Origin of the sequence: Fundidesulfovibrio terrae, assembly GCF_022808915.1 — a bacterium.
Lineage (GTDB): Bacteria > Desulfobacterota > Desulfovibrionia > Desulfovibrionales > Desulfovibrionaceae > Fundidesulfovibrio > Fundidesulfovibrio terrae.
In genome coordinates, this window is the sequence record NZ_JAKZFS010000004.1 from 157,692 (window position 1) to 174,611 (window position 16,920).

General features: G+C 66.2%; 16 protein-coding genes. All 16 read left to right on the top strand.

Features of this window, described 5'->3' with window-relative positions; translation table 11 throughout:
- Positions 1-2 precede the first annotated feature (2 nt).
- The 16 genes from ML540_RS13560 (at position 3) to ahbD (ending at position 16,888) form a co-directional block, all read left to right on the top strand.
- The gene (locus ML540_RS13560; protein WP_243362011.1) at positions 3-1,010 is read left to right on the top strand and encodes a FecCD family ABC transporter permease; all 1,008 of its coding nucleotides are present in this window, start codon (positions 3-5) and stop codon (positions 1,008-1,010) included.
- A gap of 7 nt (positions 1,011-1,017) precedes the next feature.
- Entirely contained in the window at positions 1,018-1,776 is a 759-nt protein-coding gene (locus ML540_RS13565) for an ABC transporter ATP-binding protein (RefSeq protein WP_243362013.1), read from the top strand.
- Complete coding sequence (locus ML540_RS13570) at positions 1,776-2,645, top strand: ABC transporter substrate-binding protein (RefSeq protein ID WP_243362015.1); 870 nt, start codon at positions 1,776-1,778, stop codon at positions 2,643-2,645. Before ML540_RS13565 ends, ML540_RS13570 begins: the two co-directional genes overlap by 1 nt.
- Positions 2,642-3,346, top strand: a complete 705-nt coding sequence (cobI, locus tag ML540_RS13575) for a precorrin-2 C(20)-methyltransferase (RefSeq protein WP_243362017.1) — start codon at positions 2,642-2,644, stop codon at positions 3,344-3,346. The genes ML540_RS13570 and cobI overlap by 4 nt, the downstream gene beginning before the upstream one ends.
- A 215-nt stretch (positions 3,347-3,561) precedes the next feature.
- The gene (locus ML540_RS13580; protein WP_243362019.1) at positions 3,562-4,452 is read left to right on the top strand and encodes a flagellin N-terminal helical domain-containing protein; all 891 of its coding nucleotides are present in this window, start codon (positions 3,562-3,564) and stop codon (positions 4,450-4,452) included.
- A gap of 234 nt (positions 4,453-4,686) precedes the next feature.
- A complete protein-coding gene (locus ML540_RS13585) occupies positions 4,687-5,577 on the top strand; it encodes a flagellin N-terminal helical domain-containing protein (RefSeq protein ID WP_243362022.1) in 891 nt (296 codons plus the stop codon).
- 132 nt (positions 5,578-5,709) lie between these two features.
- Positions 5,710-7,392 (top strand): flagellar filament capping protein FliD, encoded by a 1,683-nt coding sequence (fliD, locus tag ML540_RS13590; RefSeq protein WP_243362024.1) that lies wholly within the window; start codon positions 5,710-5,712, stop codon positions 7,390-7,392.
- An 18-nt stretch (positions 7,393-7,410) separates the two neighbouring features.
- Positions 7,411-7,923, top strand: coding sequence for a flagellar export chaperone FliS (gene fliS, locus ML540_RS13595; RefSeq protein ID WP_423747894.1), 513 nt, complete (start codon positions 7,411-7,413; stop codon positions 7,921-7,923).
- A 92-nt stretch (positions 7,924-8,015) separates the two neighbouring features.
- Positions 8,016-9,077, top strand: a complete 1,062-nt coding sequence (locus tag ML540_RS13600; RefSeq protein WP_243362026.1) for a glycosyltransferase family 4 protein — start codon at positions 8,016-8,018, stop codon at positions 9,075-9,077.
- Positions 9,077-10,216, top strand: coding sequence for a glycosyltransferase family protein (locus ML540_RS13605; RefSeq protein WP_243362028.1), 1,140 nt, complete (start codon positions 9,077-9,079; stop codon positions 10,214-10,216). Before ML540_RS13600 ends, ML540_RS13605 begins: the two co-directional genes overlap by 1 nt.
- 67 nt (positions 10,217-10,283) lie before the next feature.
- The gene (locus ML540_RS13610; RefSeq protein WP_243362030.1) at positions 10,284-11,705 is read left to right on the top strand and encodes a YIP1 family protein; all 1,422 of its coding nucleotides are present in this window, start codon (positions 10,284-10,286) and stop codon (positions 11,703-11,705) included.
- Positions 11,706-11,717: 12 nt separating this feature from the next.
- A complete protein-coding gene (locus ML540_RS13615) occupies positions 11,718-12,053 on the top strand; it encodes a hypothetical protein (RefSeq protein ID WP_243362032.1) in 336 nt (111 codons plus the stop codon).
- Between the two features lie 54 nt (positions 12,054-12,107).
- Positions 12,108-12,836, top strand: coding sequence for a hypothetical protein (locus ML540_RS13620; protein WP_243362033.1), 729 nt, complete (start codon positions 12,108-12,110; stop codon positions 12,834-12,836).
- 357 nt (positions 12,837-13,193) lie between these two features.
- The gene (gene ahbC / locus ML540_RS13625; RefSeq protein ID WP_243362036.1) at positions 13,194-14,375 is read left to right on the top strand and encodes a 12,18-didecarboxysiroheme deacetylase; all 1,182 of its coding nucleotides are present in this window, start codon (positions 13,194-13,196) and stop codon (positions 14,373-14,375) included.
- Between the two features lie 335 nt (positions 14,376-14,710).
- Positions 14,711-15,685: a porphobilinogen synthase gene (gene hemB / locus ML540_RS13630; protein WP_243362038.1), complete on the top strand. Its 975-nt coding sequence runs from the start codon at positions 14,711-14,713 to the stop codon at positions 15,683-15,685.
- A gap of 9 nt (positions 15,686-15,694) precedes the next feature.
- Complete coding sequence (ahbD, locus tag ML540_RS13635; RefSeq protein ID WP_423747895.1) at positions 15,695-16,888, top strand: heme b synthase; 1,194 nt, start codon at positions 15,695-15,697, stop codon at positions 16,886-16,888.
- The last annotated feature ends 32 nt before the right edge of the window (positions 16,889-16,920 follow it).

A 16,920-nucleotide genomic window follows, 5' to 3' on the forward strand; every position in this document is an offset into this window, starting at 1 on the left:
CGGTGAACAGAACCGTCCTCGTCATGCTCCTGGCCCTGGCGGCCCTGATCCTGGCCGCCGCCGGGAGCGGGGCCGTGCCCGTGCCCATGGCCGACGCCGCGCGCGTGCTGGCGGCGAAGCTCCTGGGCCGTCCCGGCTGGCTGGACGGAGTTCCGGAGATGAGCGCGGCCCTGGTCTGGGACGTCCGCCTGCCCCGCATCCTGACGGCGCTGGCCGTGGGGGGCGGGCTGGCCCTGTCCGGGGCCCTGTTCCAGGGCGTGCTGAGAAACCCCCTGGCTGATTCCTACACGCTGGGCGTCTCGGCCGGAGGGGCCTTGGGGGCCTGCCTGTGCCTGCTGGCCGGATTCACGGGCCTTGGCGTGCTGTCCGTGCCCGCCTGGGCCCTGGCCGGCGCGCTTGCGGCGCTGGTCGTGGTGCTCCTCATGGCCCGGGCCGGAGGCGGTTACGACGCCGTGACCCTGGTGCTGGCCGGGGTGATGGTGGCGGCCACGCTCCAGGCGGCCATAGGGTTCGTGAAGTTTCTGGCAGGCGAGAACGTGGCCGGGCTGGTGTTCTGGCTCATGGGCGGGCTCGCTGCCAAGACCTGGGCCGAGGCAGGGGTGGCCTGGGCCGGCGTGTGCCTGGGGCTCCCTGTCGCCCTGGCCCTGGCCCGCGATCTTGACGCCCTGTGCCTGGGCGACGAGCAGGCCGCCGCCCTGGGCGTGTCCGTGGACCGGGTGCGCCTGGCGCTCCTTGGCGCGGGGGCCCTGATGACGGCCTGCTGCGTGGCGGTGTCGGGCATAGTGGGATTTGTGGGTCTCATGGTGCCCCATGTGGTCCGTCTGGCCGCCGGGCCGTCGCACGCGCGGCTCCTGCCCCTGTCGGCCCTGGGCGGGATGCTCCTTCTCCTGGGGGCGGACACCGCCTCGAGGGAGCTTCTGGCCCACGAGGTCCCCGTGGGGGTGCTCACGGCCATGCTCGGCGGACCGTATTTCTGTCTGCTCTTCGTCCGGGGGCGCGCCCGTGATTGAGGCCCCCATGATTGAAGCAAAAGAGATCGGCGTCCTTCGCGGCCGCGAGCGGGTCCCGGTGCTGGACGGGGTGGATCTCGCCCTGAATCCCGGCGAGCTTTTGGCCGTGGTCGGACCCAACGGGGCGGGCAAGACCACCCTGCTGCGCTGTCTGGCCGGGGTGCTCGAGCCCTCCACGGGTGAGGTGAGGCTCGACGGGCGGCCCCTGGCGGGCCTTTCCCGGCGCGAGGTAGCCCGGGCCGTGGCCTATTCGCCCCAGCAGTCCGAGGAGCGGTTCGGCTTCACCGTGCGCCAGGCCGTGCTCATGGGCCGCCATCCCTGGCTTTCGCGTTTCGGCCAGGCGTCAGGCGAGGATGAAGGCGCGGCGGATCGGGCCATGCGGGCATTGGATCTTTCGCACCTGGCCCAGCGGTCCGTCACCAGCCTGTCCGGCGGCGAGAAGCGCCGGGCTGCCCTGGCCAGGACCCTGGCCCAGGGCGGGAGCGTCTACCTGCTGGACGAGCCGGCCGCCGGCCTGGACATCCGCCACGCGCTCATGACCATGCGGGCCTTCGCCGCGCTGGCCCGGGGAGGGGCGGCGGTGGCCGTGGTTCTGCACGATCTCAACCTCGCCGCCATGTTCTGCCCGGCCATGCTCATGCTTGGCGGCGGGCGCATTGCCGCGTATGGACCCACCTCCCGCGTGCTCACAAGCGAAAACGTGGCCCGGGTTTTCGGCGTGCGCGCCCGCATCGAGGACGGGCACGTCCGTTTTCTGGAGGAATGATGTTCAAACGGCTTCTTGTCGCCGTCCTGTTGATCTGTCTGAGCCCCCTGGCCGCGTGGTCCGGGGAGAAGGCCTACTCGCGCGTGGTCAGCCTCTACGCGGCCCACGCCGAGAACCTTGCGGCCATGGGGGCCGCGAACGTTCTGGTGGGCGTGAACGAACCCATGAACGGTCTTCCCGTGGTGGGGGCACGCGACAGCGCCGAGGCCATCGCGGCCTTGAGGCCCGACCTGGTGCTGGCCCGGCCTATGCACCGCGCCACCCAGCCGGGACTCATCGAGCAGCTCACGCGCCTGGGCGTCACGGTGGTGTGTCTCCAGCCCGCGTCCGAAGCCGGTCTCGACGAGTACTGGCTGGAACTGGGACGCCTCACCGGGCACGAACGCGAGGCCCGGGCCATGTGCGAAAACTTCCGCCGGGACCTGGACGCCGTGCGCGCCACGGTGGCCAAGGCCGCGGGAGCCGGGCGCAAGCGAGTGTTCTTCGAGTCCATCCACCGCCAGATGAAGACCATAAGCCCGGGTTCCATGGCCGACTTCGTGCTCCAGGCCGCCGGAGGCGACAACCTGGCCAGGGACGCCGAGCCGGTTTCCGGCACCAACATCGCCTCGTTCGGCCTTGAGCGGGTGGTGGCCCTGGGAGACTCCCTGGATGTCTACCTGGCCCAGAAGGGAACCATGAACCCGGTGAGCCTGGAGGAGATCGCCGCGACTCCCGGGCTTTCGGCGCTCAAGGCCGTGCGGGAAGGGCGGGTCTTTCTCGTGGACGAGGCCCTGGTCAGCCGGCCCACGCCCAGGCTCCTGGAGGGCGTCAGGGCCGTGGCCGCCATCCTCTATCCCGAAGTTTTCGCCCAGGAGGCACACAAGTGATTCGCCCCGGTATTCTGCACGCTGTCGGGGTCGGCCCCGGCGACCCCGACCTGCTCACCCTCAAGGCCGTGAAAGTGTTGAGCGCCGCCGAGGTGGTGTTCGCCGCCGCCTCCAGCAAGAACGACTATTCCCAGGCCTTGTCCATCGCCTCGCCGCACATGCGCCCGGAGACGCCGGTCGTCCGGCTGGATTTCCCCATGACCCGTGACCGGGCGGTGCTCGAGGCCGCCTGGCACGCCAACGCGCGGGCCGTGCTGGAAACGCTCGCACGCGGCGCAGACGCGGCCTTCATCACCCTGGGCGACCCCATGACCTACTCCACATTCCTTTATCTGTGGCGCACCATGAGGGAGATGGACCCGGGGGCGCGGGTGGAGATCGTGCCCGGGGTGAGCTCCATCCAGGCGGCGGCCGCCGCTGCCGGGTTCGGGCTGGCCGAATCCGGGCAGAACCTGGCCGTGCTCTCCGGGGTGGACGACCCCGAACGCCTGCGCCGGACCTTGGACGCCTGCGACAGCGCGGTCATCCTCAAAGCGTACAAGGGATTCCCCGCGCTGCGGGAGATCCTCGAGTCCATGGGGCTCGCGGACCGGGCCATCCTGGTGAGCCGATGCGGGCTTTCCGGACAGGCCATCACGCGCGGCTTGCGGGACTGCCCGGAGCGGCCGCCGTATTTCTCGCTCATCCTCGTAAAAAAGTAGTTTTATAAAAAGAGAGTTATTGCGGGCTCTTGTCGGATGTTCTCCGACAGGGGCCCGCTTTTTTTGCGTGCCGCCTCATACCCGGGCCTAAAGTTGGCCTCGCCGTAAACGATAAGTACGCCAGAAAGGGTGCAGTAGAGCGCGGCGCCCTTCCGGGGGGAGGGGAGAGAGCCGCGCACGGCAAGGATGCCACCGAAATTCAAGGAGGAAGAATCATGTCCGGCTTAGTTATCAACCACAACCTTATGGCCATGAATGCGGCCCGGAACCTGTCCACGTCGTATTCAGCCCTTGGCGTGTCCACCCGTCGCCTGTCTTCAGGCCTGCGCGTGGGTACCGCGGCCGACGACGCCGCCGGCCTGGCGACCCGCGAGCTCATGCGCGCGGACATCGCCTCCCTCAACCAGGGCGTGCGCAACGCCAACGACGCCGTGTCCATGATCCAGACCGCCGACGGCGCTCTGGGCGTCATCGACGAAAAGCTCATCCGCATGAAGGAGCTGGCCACCCAGGCGTCCACGGGCACCTACACCTCGGATCAGCGCCTGATCATCGACTCCGAGTACCAGGCCATGGCTTCGGAGATCACCCGTATCGCCAAGGCCACCGACTTCAACGGCATCTACCTGCTCAACGGCAACCTGTCCGGCGCGACCCACAACGGCACGTCGCTGACCTCCACCGGCAAGCTGAAGGTGCACTTCGGGTCCGGCAACCTGTCCGCCGAGGACTACTACTACGTGCAGATCAACTCGGCCACGGCCTCGGCCCTGGGCGTGGGCATGGGGTCGGCGAGCGCCAACGGCAAGTCCATCTCCACCCAGGACCTGGCCCAGAAGGCTTTGGACCAGCTCAACAAGGCCATCGTGTCCAAGGACAAGATCCGGGCCAACCTGGGCGCGCTCCAGAACCGCCTGACCAACACCGTGCAGAACCTGCAGATCCAGGCGGAGAACCTGCAGGCCGCCGAATCGCAGATCTCCGACGTGGACGTGGCCTCGGAAATGACCCAGTTCGTGCGGTCGCAGATTCTGACCCAGTCCGCGGTGGCCATGCTTTCCCAGGCCAACAGCCTGCCCAAGATGGCCATGCAGCTCATCGGATAGTACCCAAGGCGAGGCGAACGAGACCGCCTCTCCTCCGTGGGCCGGGCCGCTTTCGCGGCCCGGCCTTATTTGTTCCGGAGAAGTGATCACGCCCCCCTAAAGGAAATTCCCAGGAGGACGATATGTAGGTCAACGGCGCCGCGCCACTCCCGAACCAGGGGTCCGGGAAGACGGGAAAGGTTCCCGGCGCGGCCGCCAGGCAAGGATGCCAATTTATTTCACGGAGGAAGAACCATGTCCGGTCTCGTTATCAACCACAACTTGATGGCAATGAATGCGTCTCGCAACCTTTCGCAGTCGTATTCAAGCCTTGGCGTGTCCACCCGTCGTCTGTCTTCCGGCCTGCGCGTGGGTACCGCGGCCGACGACGCCGCCGGCCTGGCGACTCGCGAGCTCATGCGCTCCGACATCGCCTCCCTCAACCAGGGCGTGCGCAACGCCAACGACGCCGTGTCCATGATCCAGACCGCCGACGGCGCTCTGGGCGTCGTGGACGAAAAGCTCATCCGCATGAAGGAACTGGCCACACAGGCGGCCACGGGCACCTACACCTCCGACCAGCGTCTGATCATCGACTCCGAGTATCAGGCCATGGCCTCGGAAATCACCCGTATCGCCAGCGCCACCGACTTCAACGGCATTTACCTGCTCAACGGCAACCTGTCCGGCGCGACCCACAGCGGCACCGGGCTGAACTCCACCGGCAAGCTGAAGGTGCACTTCGGCACCGGCAACCTGTCCGCCGAGGACTACTACTACGTGCAGATCAACAACTCCACGGCTTCGGCCCTGGGCGTTGGCCTCGGCGCCGCCGGAAGCGCGGGCCGTTCCATCTCCACGCAGGACCTGGCGCAGAAGGCTCTGGACCAGCTCAACAAGGCCATCGTGTCCAAGGACAAGATCCGGGCCAACCTGGGCGCTCTCCAGAACCGCCTGAGCAACACCGTGCAGAACCTGCAGATCCAGGCGGAGAACCTGCAGGCCGCCGAATCGCAGATCTCCGACGTGGACGTGGCCCAGGAAATGACCAGCTTCGTGCGGTCGCAGATCCTGACCCAGTCCGCGGTGGCCATGCTCTCCCAGGCCAACAGCCTGCCCAAGATGGCCATGCAGCTCATCGGCTAACGACAGACAGGGTAGGGGAAACAACAACGGCCGGGTCGCACCAGCGGCCCGGCCGTTTCCCGTCACGGCGCGATGATTGCTTACTTCCGGTCAAGGCGTAAAGCCCAGGCAAAAATTTCCTAGGGGACAGCCATGGCGATCGGAGATGCCACTTCAGGCACGAGTTTAGCGGGCCAGATCAACTTCCAGGGCCTCGGCAGCGGGACGGACTTCGGTGCGCTCATCGACAAGCTGGTCCAGGTCGAGCAGGGCCGCGTCACGACCTACCAGACCTGGAAGCAGTCCTGGCTGGACAAGAACACGGCCTTCAAGGACCTGAACTCCAAGATGCTCACCCTGCGCACCACGCTGCAGGGCATGGACACCGTCGGGGAATTCCTCAAGAAGAGCGCCGTTTCCTCCAACACCGCGACCCTCACCGCCACCGCCGGAGGCGACGCCGAAACCGGCTCCGTCAGCTACTCCGTCCTGCAGCTGGCCCGCAACAAGATGATGGTCACCAGCTCCGGCTACGCCACCCTCACCCAGAACATCAACACCCTGGGCACCGCGGCGAAGTTCGTCTACACCTACAAGGGCGTCACCGTCTCCAACTCGGTCCCGTCCACGGCCACGCTCACCGACCTGGCCAACATCATCAACGCCAACGGCGCCAACAACGGCGTGCGCGCCTCCACTCTCTACGATGGGACCAACTATTATCTCCAGATCAGGGGGATGGACACCGGGGCTGCGTCCAGCCTGGTCATTTCCAACGCCACCACGATCCCGGGATTCGGGGGCGGAAATTTCCTGACCACCCAGAACAATCAGGACGCCAAATTCAAGATCAACGGTTGGCCGCTCTCCAACGCCTACATGTCCCGGTCCACCAACACGGTCACCGACGCTGTGACGGGCCTGACGCTCAACCTGCTCTCTTCCGGGGCCGGCACCATCACCGTGAACACGGACATCGACGCCGTGGTGCAGAACGTGAAGACCTTCGTCAACCAGGTCAACGTGGTGCGCAAGCAGATCCAGAACCTCACCAAGTACGACAGCACCACCAAGCAGGGGTCGATCCTCACGGGCAACTACGGTCTGCAGATCATCGGCACCATCATGGACAACATCACCGCGGCGCCGGGTGTCGGTTTCGCCCAGGGGCGGGACCTCTACACCTCGCTTGCCCCGACGGGGCTGTCCACAGACGCCACGCAGGGCTCGCCCACGGAAGGCCAGATACTGCTGGACGAAACGGTTCTCAGAAACGTCCTGGCCTCCAACGCCGCCTCCGTGGGAAAGATTTTCGCCGCGCAGTATGTCGGTGACACCGACAGCGGCGACATCACCTACAATTCGTACATCAGCGGGATCACCAAGGCCGGAACGTATGACGTGAAATACACTGTCGCCGGCGGCAAGATCACGTCGGCCTCGATCGGCGGATATGCGACGACGTTCAACTCCAACTCGTCGTATCTCACCGGAGGGGCCGGAACCCCGATCTCCGGCCTTGTCGTGCGGGTCAACAACCTCACGGACGGATCCTATGCCCATACCGTCAACCTCAGGGTGGGCAAGACAGGTGAACTGTACAACGAACTCGGCGACTTGACGAATGCCCAGACCGGTCCGCTGAATATCCTGCAGACGAACTACCAATCGATCGCGGATAATATCCAGAAGAAGATTGACGACGAGAACGTCCGCATAGCGAACATGGCGGCTCACTTGAAGGACCAGTATTCGAAGCTGGATGCCTTGCTGGGACAATACAACCAGATGCAGACCCAGCTCAGTTCCCAGATTACGCAGCTGGCCAAGAGTTAGCCGCGGGAGTGACGAATCATGCAAAAGGCAGCGCAAGCATATCTCCAGACGCAGGTCACCACCACCACCCAGGGGGACCTGCTCATCATGCTCTTCGACGGAGCGCTCAAGTTCCTGGCGCGGGCCAAGGAGAGCATGGCGGCCAAGGATTACGCCCAGAAGGGCATCCTTATCTCCAAGGCCCTGGACATCCTGGCCGAGCTGCAGGGCAGCCTGAACTCGCAAAAGGGTGGCGATCTCGCGGAGAACCTCAAGAAAATTTACCTGTTGTGTTCGTCGAAGCTGCTCATGGCCAACCTGAAGATGGATCCGAACCTGGTGGACGAAGTTGTGCGCATCCTCACCGGCATCCGCGACGCCTTCTCCCAGATCAATACCCCCGAGTTCGCGCCGCCCTCGCCGGGCCCCGTGCAGCAGGCCCGGGCCACCGGGACCGTGCCCAACCTCACCGGCACGGCCGCTCCCTCCGCCGGAGCACCCGTCCACAAAGCCTTCGCGGCGTATTCCCTGGCCAAGAGGGAGGCCGGGTAAAAAGCTCCACAGTATCCTCCGCAGCCTGGGCGGGCCCGTCCGGACCGGCGCTCCCCCTGGACGGGCGCCGGGTTTCCGGCAATACTGCCGCCATGACTGACAGTCAGCCAGCCCGCGTGCTGCACGTGGTCAAATCCCTGGGGATCGGGGGGACGGAAAAGGCCGCGCAGCTCCTGGCCGTCCACCTGGACCGCTCCCGTTTCACGCCTTTCGTCTACAGTTCCGCCGACGGCGAACGCCGGGAGCAGCTCAAGGCGGCCGGCATCCCGGTCATCGCCGGGGGGGACCTCTTCACCGCCCTGGAACGCCTCAAGCCGGACCTTGTTCACATCCACCGGGCCGGATGGCCCGAGCCAGAACTGCTGCGCCCCGTGAAACGCTTCGGCCCCAGGGCGGTGGTGGAAACCAACGTCTTCGGGCGGTTTGACGACACCCCCCTGGGCGCGCTCATCGACATGCACCTGTTCGTCTCGCACTTCTGCCTGGACCGCCTGGTGGAGCACCTGGGGCCGCGCCTGGACCTCACCCGCTGCCGGGTGCTCTACAACCCCGTGGACACCGACCTCTTCCGGCGGCTCGCCTCCGACCGGGATTTCTCCCGGCCCTTGGCGGCCCGTCTCTCCAGGCCCGACCCCGGCAAGTGGTCCCGCCTGGCCTTCGATTCCCTGCCCATCCTGAAAAAACTTGAACCAGGGTTCATCCTGCGGGTGATCGGGGCCACGCCCGAGTTTGAAGCCTTCGTGCGCGACCAGGGCCTGGCAGGGAACGTCGAGATTCTGCCCCCGGTGGCCCTCGACCAGGACCTGGCCGCATTCTTCGGCCAGGCCACGCTTCTGGCCCACTCCAACGACACGGGGGAGTCTTTCGGCATGGCTATTGCCGAGGCCATGGCCTCTGGCCTGCCCGTGGTGACGCACCGGGCCTCGGGGGAGCGCGACAACGCCCAGTTGGAGCTGGTGGAGCACGGCGTCACGGGGCTGGTGGCGGATACCGCCGAGGACTACGCGCAGGCCATGGCCTGGCTGTGGCGCAATCCGGACGCGGCCAGGCGCATGGGGGAGGCCGGACGCGAAAAGGCAGCCAGGCTCTACCGCGTCCAGGTGGTCACCCGCCAGCTGGAGGAAATCTATTCGCGGCTGCTGGGGCTCTCCTGATGCACGCCTTCGAAGCCTATTCCCGCGCCGTGCTGGCCTATCGCCTGGGCGACGGCGGCGGCACCTACAGAACCCGTCCCGCCTCTCCGGAGTCCATGGCCGTCATCGTCCGACAGGCCGCGCGGGCCGGGCATTGCGTGCTGTTGGGGGTCGGTTCCGGACAGGCTGCCCGATACCTCGCCGAAAGCCTGCCGGAAGGCGTGGGGTTCACCGTGTGCGAGCTGTTTCCCGAGCAGGCCCGCGCGTTCGGAGACGGGTTGCCTCTTCTGGCGGACGATTCCGCCGTGGCCCTGGCCTGGATGTTGTTTTCCGTTGGACTTTGTTGCGGTAGGGCGGCCTGCGCCCTCAACCCGGAGCTGGACGACACCGGCGCCCGGATGCGGTTCCAGGCCATGCAGAAGCTGCACGCCGCGTTCTCGCCTCTGGAAGCGCCCGCCGCGCCGTCCGGCAAATCCATGAGCGTCGCGGCCATCCTGCGCCCGGACGAACCGGACCTGGAAGGATTCTTCGCCGCCCTGCCGGGCTGCGCAAGCGAGGCCGTGGTGGTCTGGGACGCCGACCGCGTCCCGGAGAACCCTCCCACTGCGTCCATGCCCGTCACGCATCTTGCGCGCAGGCTGGGCAACGATTTCGCCGCCCAGCGCAACCGCATGCTGGACGCCTGCCGGGGAGACTGGGTGCTGTACCTGGACGGGGACGAACGCCTGGACCCGGCCTTGGCCGCGCTCCTGCCGTCGCTTCCGGAGCTTGGGGGATGCGGCTCCTTCGCCTTCCCGCGCCTGGGCCTGACCCCGGCCGGGGTCAAGGTGGGCTGGGGGCTCTGGCCGGACCTGCAGGTCCGCCTTTTCCGCCGCGCTCCGGACGTCCGCTTCGTGCGGCCGGTGCACGAGCGCCTGGAGGGCGTGAGCGGTCCCACCGGTTTGGTGGTGGGTGCGTCCATCCGCCACCTGTCGGACCTGACGGCCACGCCTGAATCCCTGGCCCGCAAGCACGCTGTCTTCGACGCCGCGGGCGGTTTCAGCGGCCTGCACCGGCGCAACCCGGAATATCCCGTGCTGCCCGAGGCGTTTTTCGCGTCGCTCTCGCCGCGGCCCGTGGTGGGCATGTGGCCGCAGAAGGTAGGGTTCGCCCCGCTTTGACGTTGATTTGCGGGGCGAGGCGGGCTAAAGGCAAGCGAGCCTTACGCCTACGACAGAAGGGTCACTGATGCGCATCGTCTGCCCGCAGTGCGGATACAGCCGGGACATCCCCACGGATAAGGTCCCGTCCCGCTCAAGCATAGCCACCTGCCCCAAATGCCAGTTCCGTTTCCGGTTCAGGGGCCACCAAGCGCCGTCCAGGCCGGACGAAGCGCTCGACGAGCCCGTGTATCCTCCGAGGCCGTCGCGTCCGGCGGTTCCCGTCGAGGACGCCACCGGCTACCAGCCCCATACGCCCTACGAGCCCCGTTCGCAGCGCCTCTACATGCCCGAGCCGGCGCCTGAAGCCGGACCCCGGCCCGAAGCGGAGCCCGAGCACTACGGGCACATGCCGCCCCGCCCCCAGGCCCGCTGGCTGCCCGATCCCGAACCGGGCCAGGAACCGCAGGCCCCTGCCGGGGCGCGCCAGCCGTGGGTGTCCAGGCAGCCCCTCGAAGAGGAAGGACCCGGCGTGGACGTCTTCGGCCGCCTGGGAGAGTCCCTGGCCCCCCGCCCGAGTGAGGCGGAAACGGCCGCGCCGCCGGTGATCGAGAGGACCGCCCCGGTCTCCCACGCTTCGCCTGTCCAGCCGGAAGAGCTGGCCTCGCACGGCGCGTCGCGGCTTGGCGAACCCGTGGAGCCCGGCTACGCCATGCCCGGGCCCGCCCCCTCCGAGGACGTCCAGCCCTCCGAGGCCGTGGCCGGAGAGGACTCCGTGCGCGACATCTGGGCCAGGCTCCAGGCCATGGGCGGAGAGACCAAGGCCGCGCCCAGCGTTCCCCGCCAAGCCGAGGGCGAACCCGCCGCACCGTCCGCGTCCGTCCACCCGGACACCGTGGCCCCCTGGGAGCAGCTCGAGCACTACGGCGTGGTCCCGGCCTTCCTGAACACGGTCAAGAACATCCTGGCCAGGCCGGGCGACTTCTTCGAGCAGCTGCCGCCCGTCTCCGGCAAGCTGCGCCCGCTCATCTTCGCGCTGGTGGTCAGCGTGCTGGCCATGCTGGCCGGGGTGGTCTGGAATTATTTCGGCCTGGGGCCCAACCTCTCGGAGCTCGGGCGCACCGACGGCTTCCAGGGCTTGGGCTCCGGGGCCATCGGCGGCCTGGCCCTTCTCGGGCTGTCGCCCATCGCCCTGATTGCCTTTGTGTTCCTGGATTCGGCCCTGACCCACCTGCTGCTCGGGCTTCTGCGCTCCGCCGCCCGGCCCTTCGAGGACACCTTCCGCATCATCTGCTACGCGGGAGCCCCCTGGGTGCTGGCGGCCTTGCCAGTGCCGTATTCGTATCTTATTCCTGTTGTGCTGATATGGCACATGACGCTCCAGGCCATCGGCCTCAAGAAGCTGCACCAGGCCGGATATCCCCAGGTGCTCGCATCCGTGCTGGTGAAATGGTCGCTCTTCTTCATGGCCTCCTTCGCGTTTCTGCACGTGCTCATCACGCGCAGATAGGAGGGTCCGCATATGTTCGGTTGGATCAGGCGAGGCATCGCCAATGCGCTCGATCGCAGGCGCAATTCCCGCGACACCGCTCCCAGGGCCTTCCAGGACCTCTCGCGCGAACTGCGCGAACTGGCCGAGATCGCCTCGCGGGTGTGGCCGGAGGAAAAGTCCTTCCAGAACAGGATCCAGAATATCCGGGATGAGATGGACCAGTTGGACGAACTGACCTCCAAACCCGAATTCAGGCTGCTGCCGCTCAAGAAGCGCCTCGAGCTGCGCGAAAGCCTGCTGCACTCCAAGACGCAGCTCATGGACACCGTGTCCACTGCCCCGCCGCCCACCACGCGGCCCCAATAGCGGCAGGCGCGCTTCTTGCTCAACGCCATGGAAAACCGCCCGCGAGGCTTTTTTATGAAACCGATCGTCGTGATTTTGGCGCTCTTGACGCTTGTGTCCGCCTGCGCCGTGGACCCCAAGCTGGCCGAACAGAGCGTGCTCTACGTGGACGTGGACGTGAAGCGCAACAACCCCACCGTGTTCGTGCAGCCCATGAACGCCCCCACCAGGCCCTTCAAGGCAGTGGTGCTGCCATTCGCCGTGCAGCAGGACGTGGTCAACGCCCGCCACCTCTCCAAGCAGCTCACCGAAATCTTCGCCAACACCTGGATGCAGGACAAGGTCTTCCCGACCGTCTTCTACGAGCCCACCCAGGAGGGCCTCACCAACGAACAGGCCATCCTCGTGGCCCGCGACCGCGGCGCGGACTGCGTGGTCACAGGGCGCATCGGCTACATCCTGGCGGGCGGAACCCGCTCGGATTCGGCCATTTCGCTCTCCTTCGAAGTCTTCGACGTGAACTCCGGCCAGCGCATCTGGTCCATGACCCAGGCCGGGCGCATGGACCCCGACCGCAGCTCCGACTTCATCCTCTTCAAGCGCGAAAACCGCATGCCCCAGGACCCCCTCTGGGCCATCATGGCCACCCTGGCCCACGACACCGGCGGCACCATCCGCAAATGGAACATGGGACAGCAGTACCAAAGCCCGGGCGCTTCCTCCGTGCCGGTCTCCATCCCCCAGGACCACGCCCCGCCTCCGCCGCCCAAAAAGCCGCTCCAGAGCTCCAACCTGGACAACTAGGAATCTTGCGAATCAGGCCGCCGGACTTATTTCTAGGTCCGGCGGTTTTTTGTATGAAGAGTGAAGATGCCTCCGGCGGCCAAAGGAACTTCGTTCCTTTGGAATCCTGTTCCGCTTCGCTTCCGGGCCCGGCAATATTGCCAAGGGCGGGGCGGGGATGCGGGACGGCTGTCTCGTGCCCGGCGGCGACGGATCGTCTTCAAATCGGTCCTAGCCGTCGGGCAGAGGCGGACGGCACGCACTCCCGCCCCGCCCGAACGACCGTCCCCCCGCCCGGGTAAAATGTGATCCAGGTCCTTTCGCGCCGGGGGGAAATCTGCTAGCACCCCCCCACACAAGCACAATCGAGGTCATAGCATGATCGGCATCTCCAAGCTTTACTGCGGCACCGTGGAGGCCTCCGACGCCCTGCGCTACGGACGCCATTCCGGCAAGCTCCCTTCCCATCTGCTCCAGTTCTCCAAGGACAAGAAGCCGGTGGTGGTCTGGAACATGACCAAACGCTGCAACCTGAAGTGCGTCCACTGCTACGCCAAGGCCACCGAGGAGACCGGCAGCGACCCCATATCCACCGAACAGGGCAGGGCCCTGATCGACGATCTGGCCGCCTACGGCGCGCCGGTCATGCTCTTCTCCGGCGGCGAGCCCCTGGTCCGCAAGGACCTGGTCGAACTGGCCCACCACGCCGTGGGCAAGGGCATGCGCGCGGTCATCTCCACCAACGGCACCCTCATCACCAAGGAAAAGGCCCGCGAGTTGAAATCCGTCGGCCTCTCCTACGTGGGCATCTCCGTGGACGGCCTCGAGGAAATCCACGACAAGTTCCGCGGCGTGCCCGGGTCCTTCAAGAAGACTCTCCAGGGCATCGAGAACTGCAAGGCCGAGGGTCTCAAGGTCGGCATGCGCTTCACCATCAACAAGCGCAACTGGACCGAAATCCCGGGCCTGTTCGACCTGATCCGCGACTTGGAAGTGCCCCGCATCTGCTTCTACCACCTGGTCTACTCCGGGCGCGGCTCCGAGCTTATCAAGGAAGACCTGGACCACGCCGAGACCCGCCAGGTCGTCGACCTCATCATGGACAAGACCCGCGAGCTCTTCGAGGCCGGGCATGAGAAGGAAGTCCTCACCGTGGACAACCACGCCGACGGCCCCTACGTGTACTTCCGCCTGCTCAAGGAAGACCCCAAGCGCGCCGAAGAGGTCATGGAACTGTTGCAGTACAACGAGGGCAACAACTCCGGGCGCGGTATCGGCTGCATCTCCTGGGACGGCCAGGTGCACGCCGACCAGTTCTGGCGCATCCACACCTTCGGCAACGTCCTGGAGCGCCCCTTCTCGCAGATCTGGGACGACCCCAACATCGAGCTGCTCTCCAAGCTCAAGGACAAGAAGCAGTACGTGGGCGGACGCTGCAAGGACTGCCGCTTCCTGAACATCTGCGGCGGCAACTTCCGCGCCCGCGCCGAAGCCTACTACGGCGACGTCTGGGCCCAGGACCCCGCCTGCTACCTGACCGACGACGAAATTAAGAAGTAGAGAAGAGAAGAATAAAGATGCCTCCGGCGGCCAGGGGGAGAAGCCTCCCCCTGGACCCGGCAATAGCTTCGCGGGATTCGTGAGGCAGTCGGGCCAGGGCGCGGGATGAGCCGCCGGGATCGCGCCTCAAAGCAGGCGCTTATCCCGGCGGATCGCCATCGCCGCAACCGGCGATAAATAAAAGATTTATTAATAAAAGCATGAAGCGCGGCTTTGCGAGCTTCATGCCCGGCAAATCTCGCATCGATTGACGCGAAGCAATACAGGATTCCAAAGGAACGAAGTTCCTTTGGCCGCCGGAGGCATCTTCTCCGGCACGCTTTCCGGAGGACGCAATGTTCGACTTTCATCGCGGCCGCCGCCTGCGCCGCACCCCGGCCATGCGCGACCTCGTGCGCGAGACCGCCCTTTCCCGAAACGATCTGATCATGCCCTATTTCGTGGCTGAGACCGGCTCCGAGGACATGGTCAAGCCCATCGGTGCCATGCCGGGCCAGAACCAGCTGGGCATGAAGGCCCTGGTGGAGCGCGTCGCCCGCGCCGTGGACAAGGGTCTCAAGTCCTGCATCCTGTTCGGCATCCCGCAGGAAAAAGACCCGGTGGGCAGCCAGGGCTACGCCGAAAACGGCGTGGTGCAGCGCGCCCTGCGCGAGCTGCGCAAGAAGTTTCCGGACTTGGTGCTCATTACTGACGTGTGCCTGTGCGAATATACCTCCCATGGCCATTGCGGCATTTTGACGGACGACGGACGCGTGCTCAACGACCCCACGCTGGAGCTTCTGGCCAAGACGGCGCTGTCCCACGCCGAGGCCGGCGCGGACATAGTGGCCCCCTCCGACATGATGGACGGCCGCGTGGCGGCCATCCGCTCGGTGCTGGACGGCAACGGCCACGAGAACGTGCCGATCATGTCCTACGCCGTGAAATATGCTTCGGCGTATTACGGCCCGTTCCGGGAGGCCGCCGAGTCCGCCCCCAAGGCCGGGGACCGCAAGTCCTACCAGATGGACGCGGCCAACTGGCGCGAGGCCCTGCGCGAGGCTTCCGCCGACGTGGCCGAGGGCGCGGATTTCCTGATGGTGAAACCCGCCGGGCCGTATTTGGACATCATCCGGCTGGTGCGCGACAATTTCGACCTGCCCCTGGCCGCGTACCAGGTGAGCGGCGAGTATTCCATGATCAAGGCCGCGGCCCAGCTCGGCTGGATGGACCACGACGCGGTGATGATGGAGTCGCTCCTGGCCATCAAGAGGGCCGGGGCGGACCTGATTCTGACCTACTTCACGGAAGACGTGATCGAGCGTCTGTAAGGATATCGCATGCATCCGCATTCCAAAGGACATCCCGGAGCCCCGGCGGCCGGCCCGCAGCTTGCCGGTTCCCCCGGCGCGGGACACGCGGGCGGCGGCCATGGACTTGGCCACCCCGGCGGCCACCCGGGCGCCATGCCCAAGACCCTGCCCAACGGAGCGCCCCCGGTGCGTCTCGTCGCCTGGGAGATCACCCGGCGCTGCAACCTGGCCTGCAAGCACTGCCGGGCCGAGGCCCATTTCGAGCCCTATCCCGGCGAGCTGACCAACGCCCAGGCCAAGGCCCTTATCGACACCTTCCCCGAGGTGGGCAACCCCATCATTATTTTTACCGGCGGCGAGCCTCTCATGCGCCCCGACTGGGACGACCTGGTCAGCTACGCCAACGCCAAGGGGCTGCGCTGCGTCATGGCTCCGAACGGCACGCTCATCACCGCCGAGAGCGCCCGGCGCATGAAGGAAGTGGGCATCCAGCGTTGCTCCATCTCCATCGACGGCCCAGACGCCGCCACTCACGACGAGTTCCGGGGCGAGAAGGGCGCTTTCGAACAGGCCCTGCGCGGCATCCAGTACCTGAAGGACGCGGGGATAGAGTTCCAGATCAACTCCACGGTCACCAAGTCGAACCTGCACAACTTCAAGGAGATTTTTAAGCTCGTCGAAGGGCTGGGGGCCAGCGCCTGGCACATATTCCTCCTGGTGCCCACGGGGCGCGGCGCGGATATCCTGGCCCAGGTGATCACCGCCGAGGAATACGAGCAGGTGCTCAACTGGTTCTACGACTTCCGCAAGACCACCCGCATGCAGCTCAAGGCCACCTGCGCCCCGCACTACCTGCGCATCATGCGCCAGCGCGCCAAGGCCGACGGCGTTCCGGTGACGCCCGACACCTTCGGGCTGGACGCCATGACCCGGGGGTGCCTTGGCGGCATCGGGTTTTGCTTCATATCGCACTCGGGCGTGGTGCAGCCCTGCGGCTACCTGGACCTGGATTGCGGCAACGTGCTGGAAACGTCGTTTCCGGAGATATGGGCCAACACCGAGTGGTTCAGGAAGTTCAGGGACCAGAAGGCCTACGAGGGCAAATGCGGCCCGTGCGAATACCACAAGGTCTGCGGCGGCTGCCGCGCCAGGGCCTACACCATGAACGGCGACCCCATGAAGCCCGAGCCGCTGTGTACATATCAGCCCAAGCGGGGCTGAGAAGGATTGTCAGCGAGGCCGCCTTTGGGCGG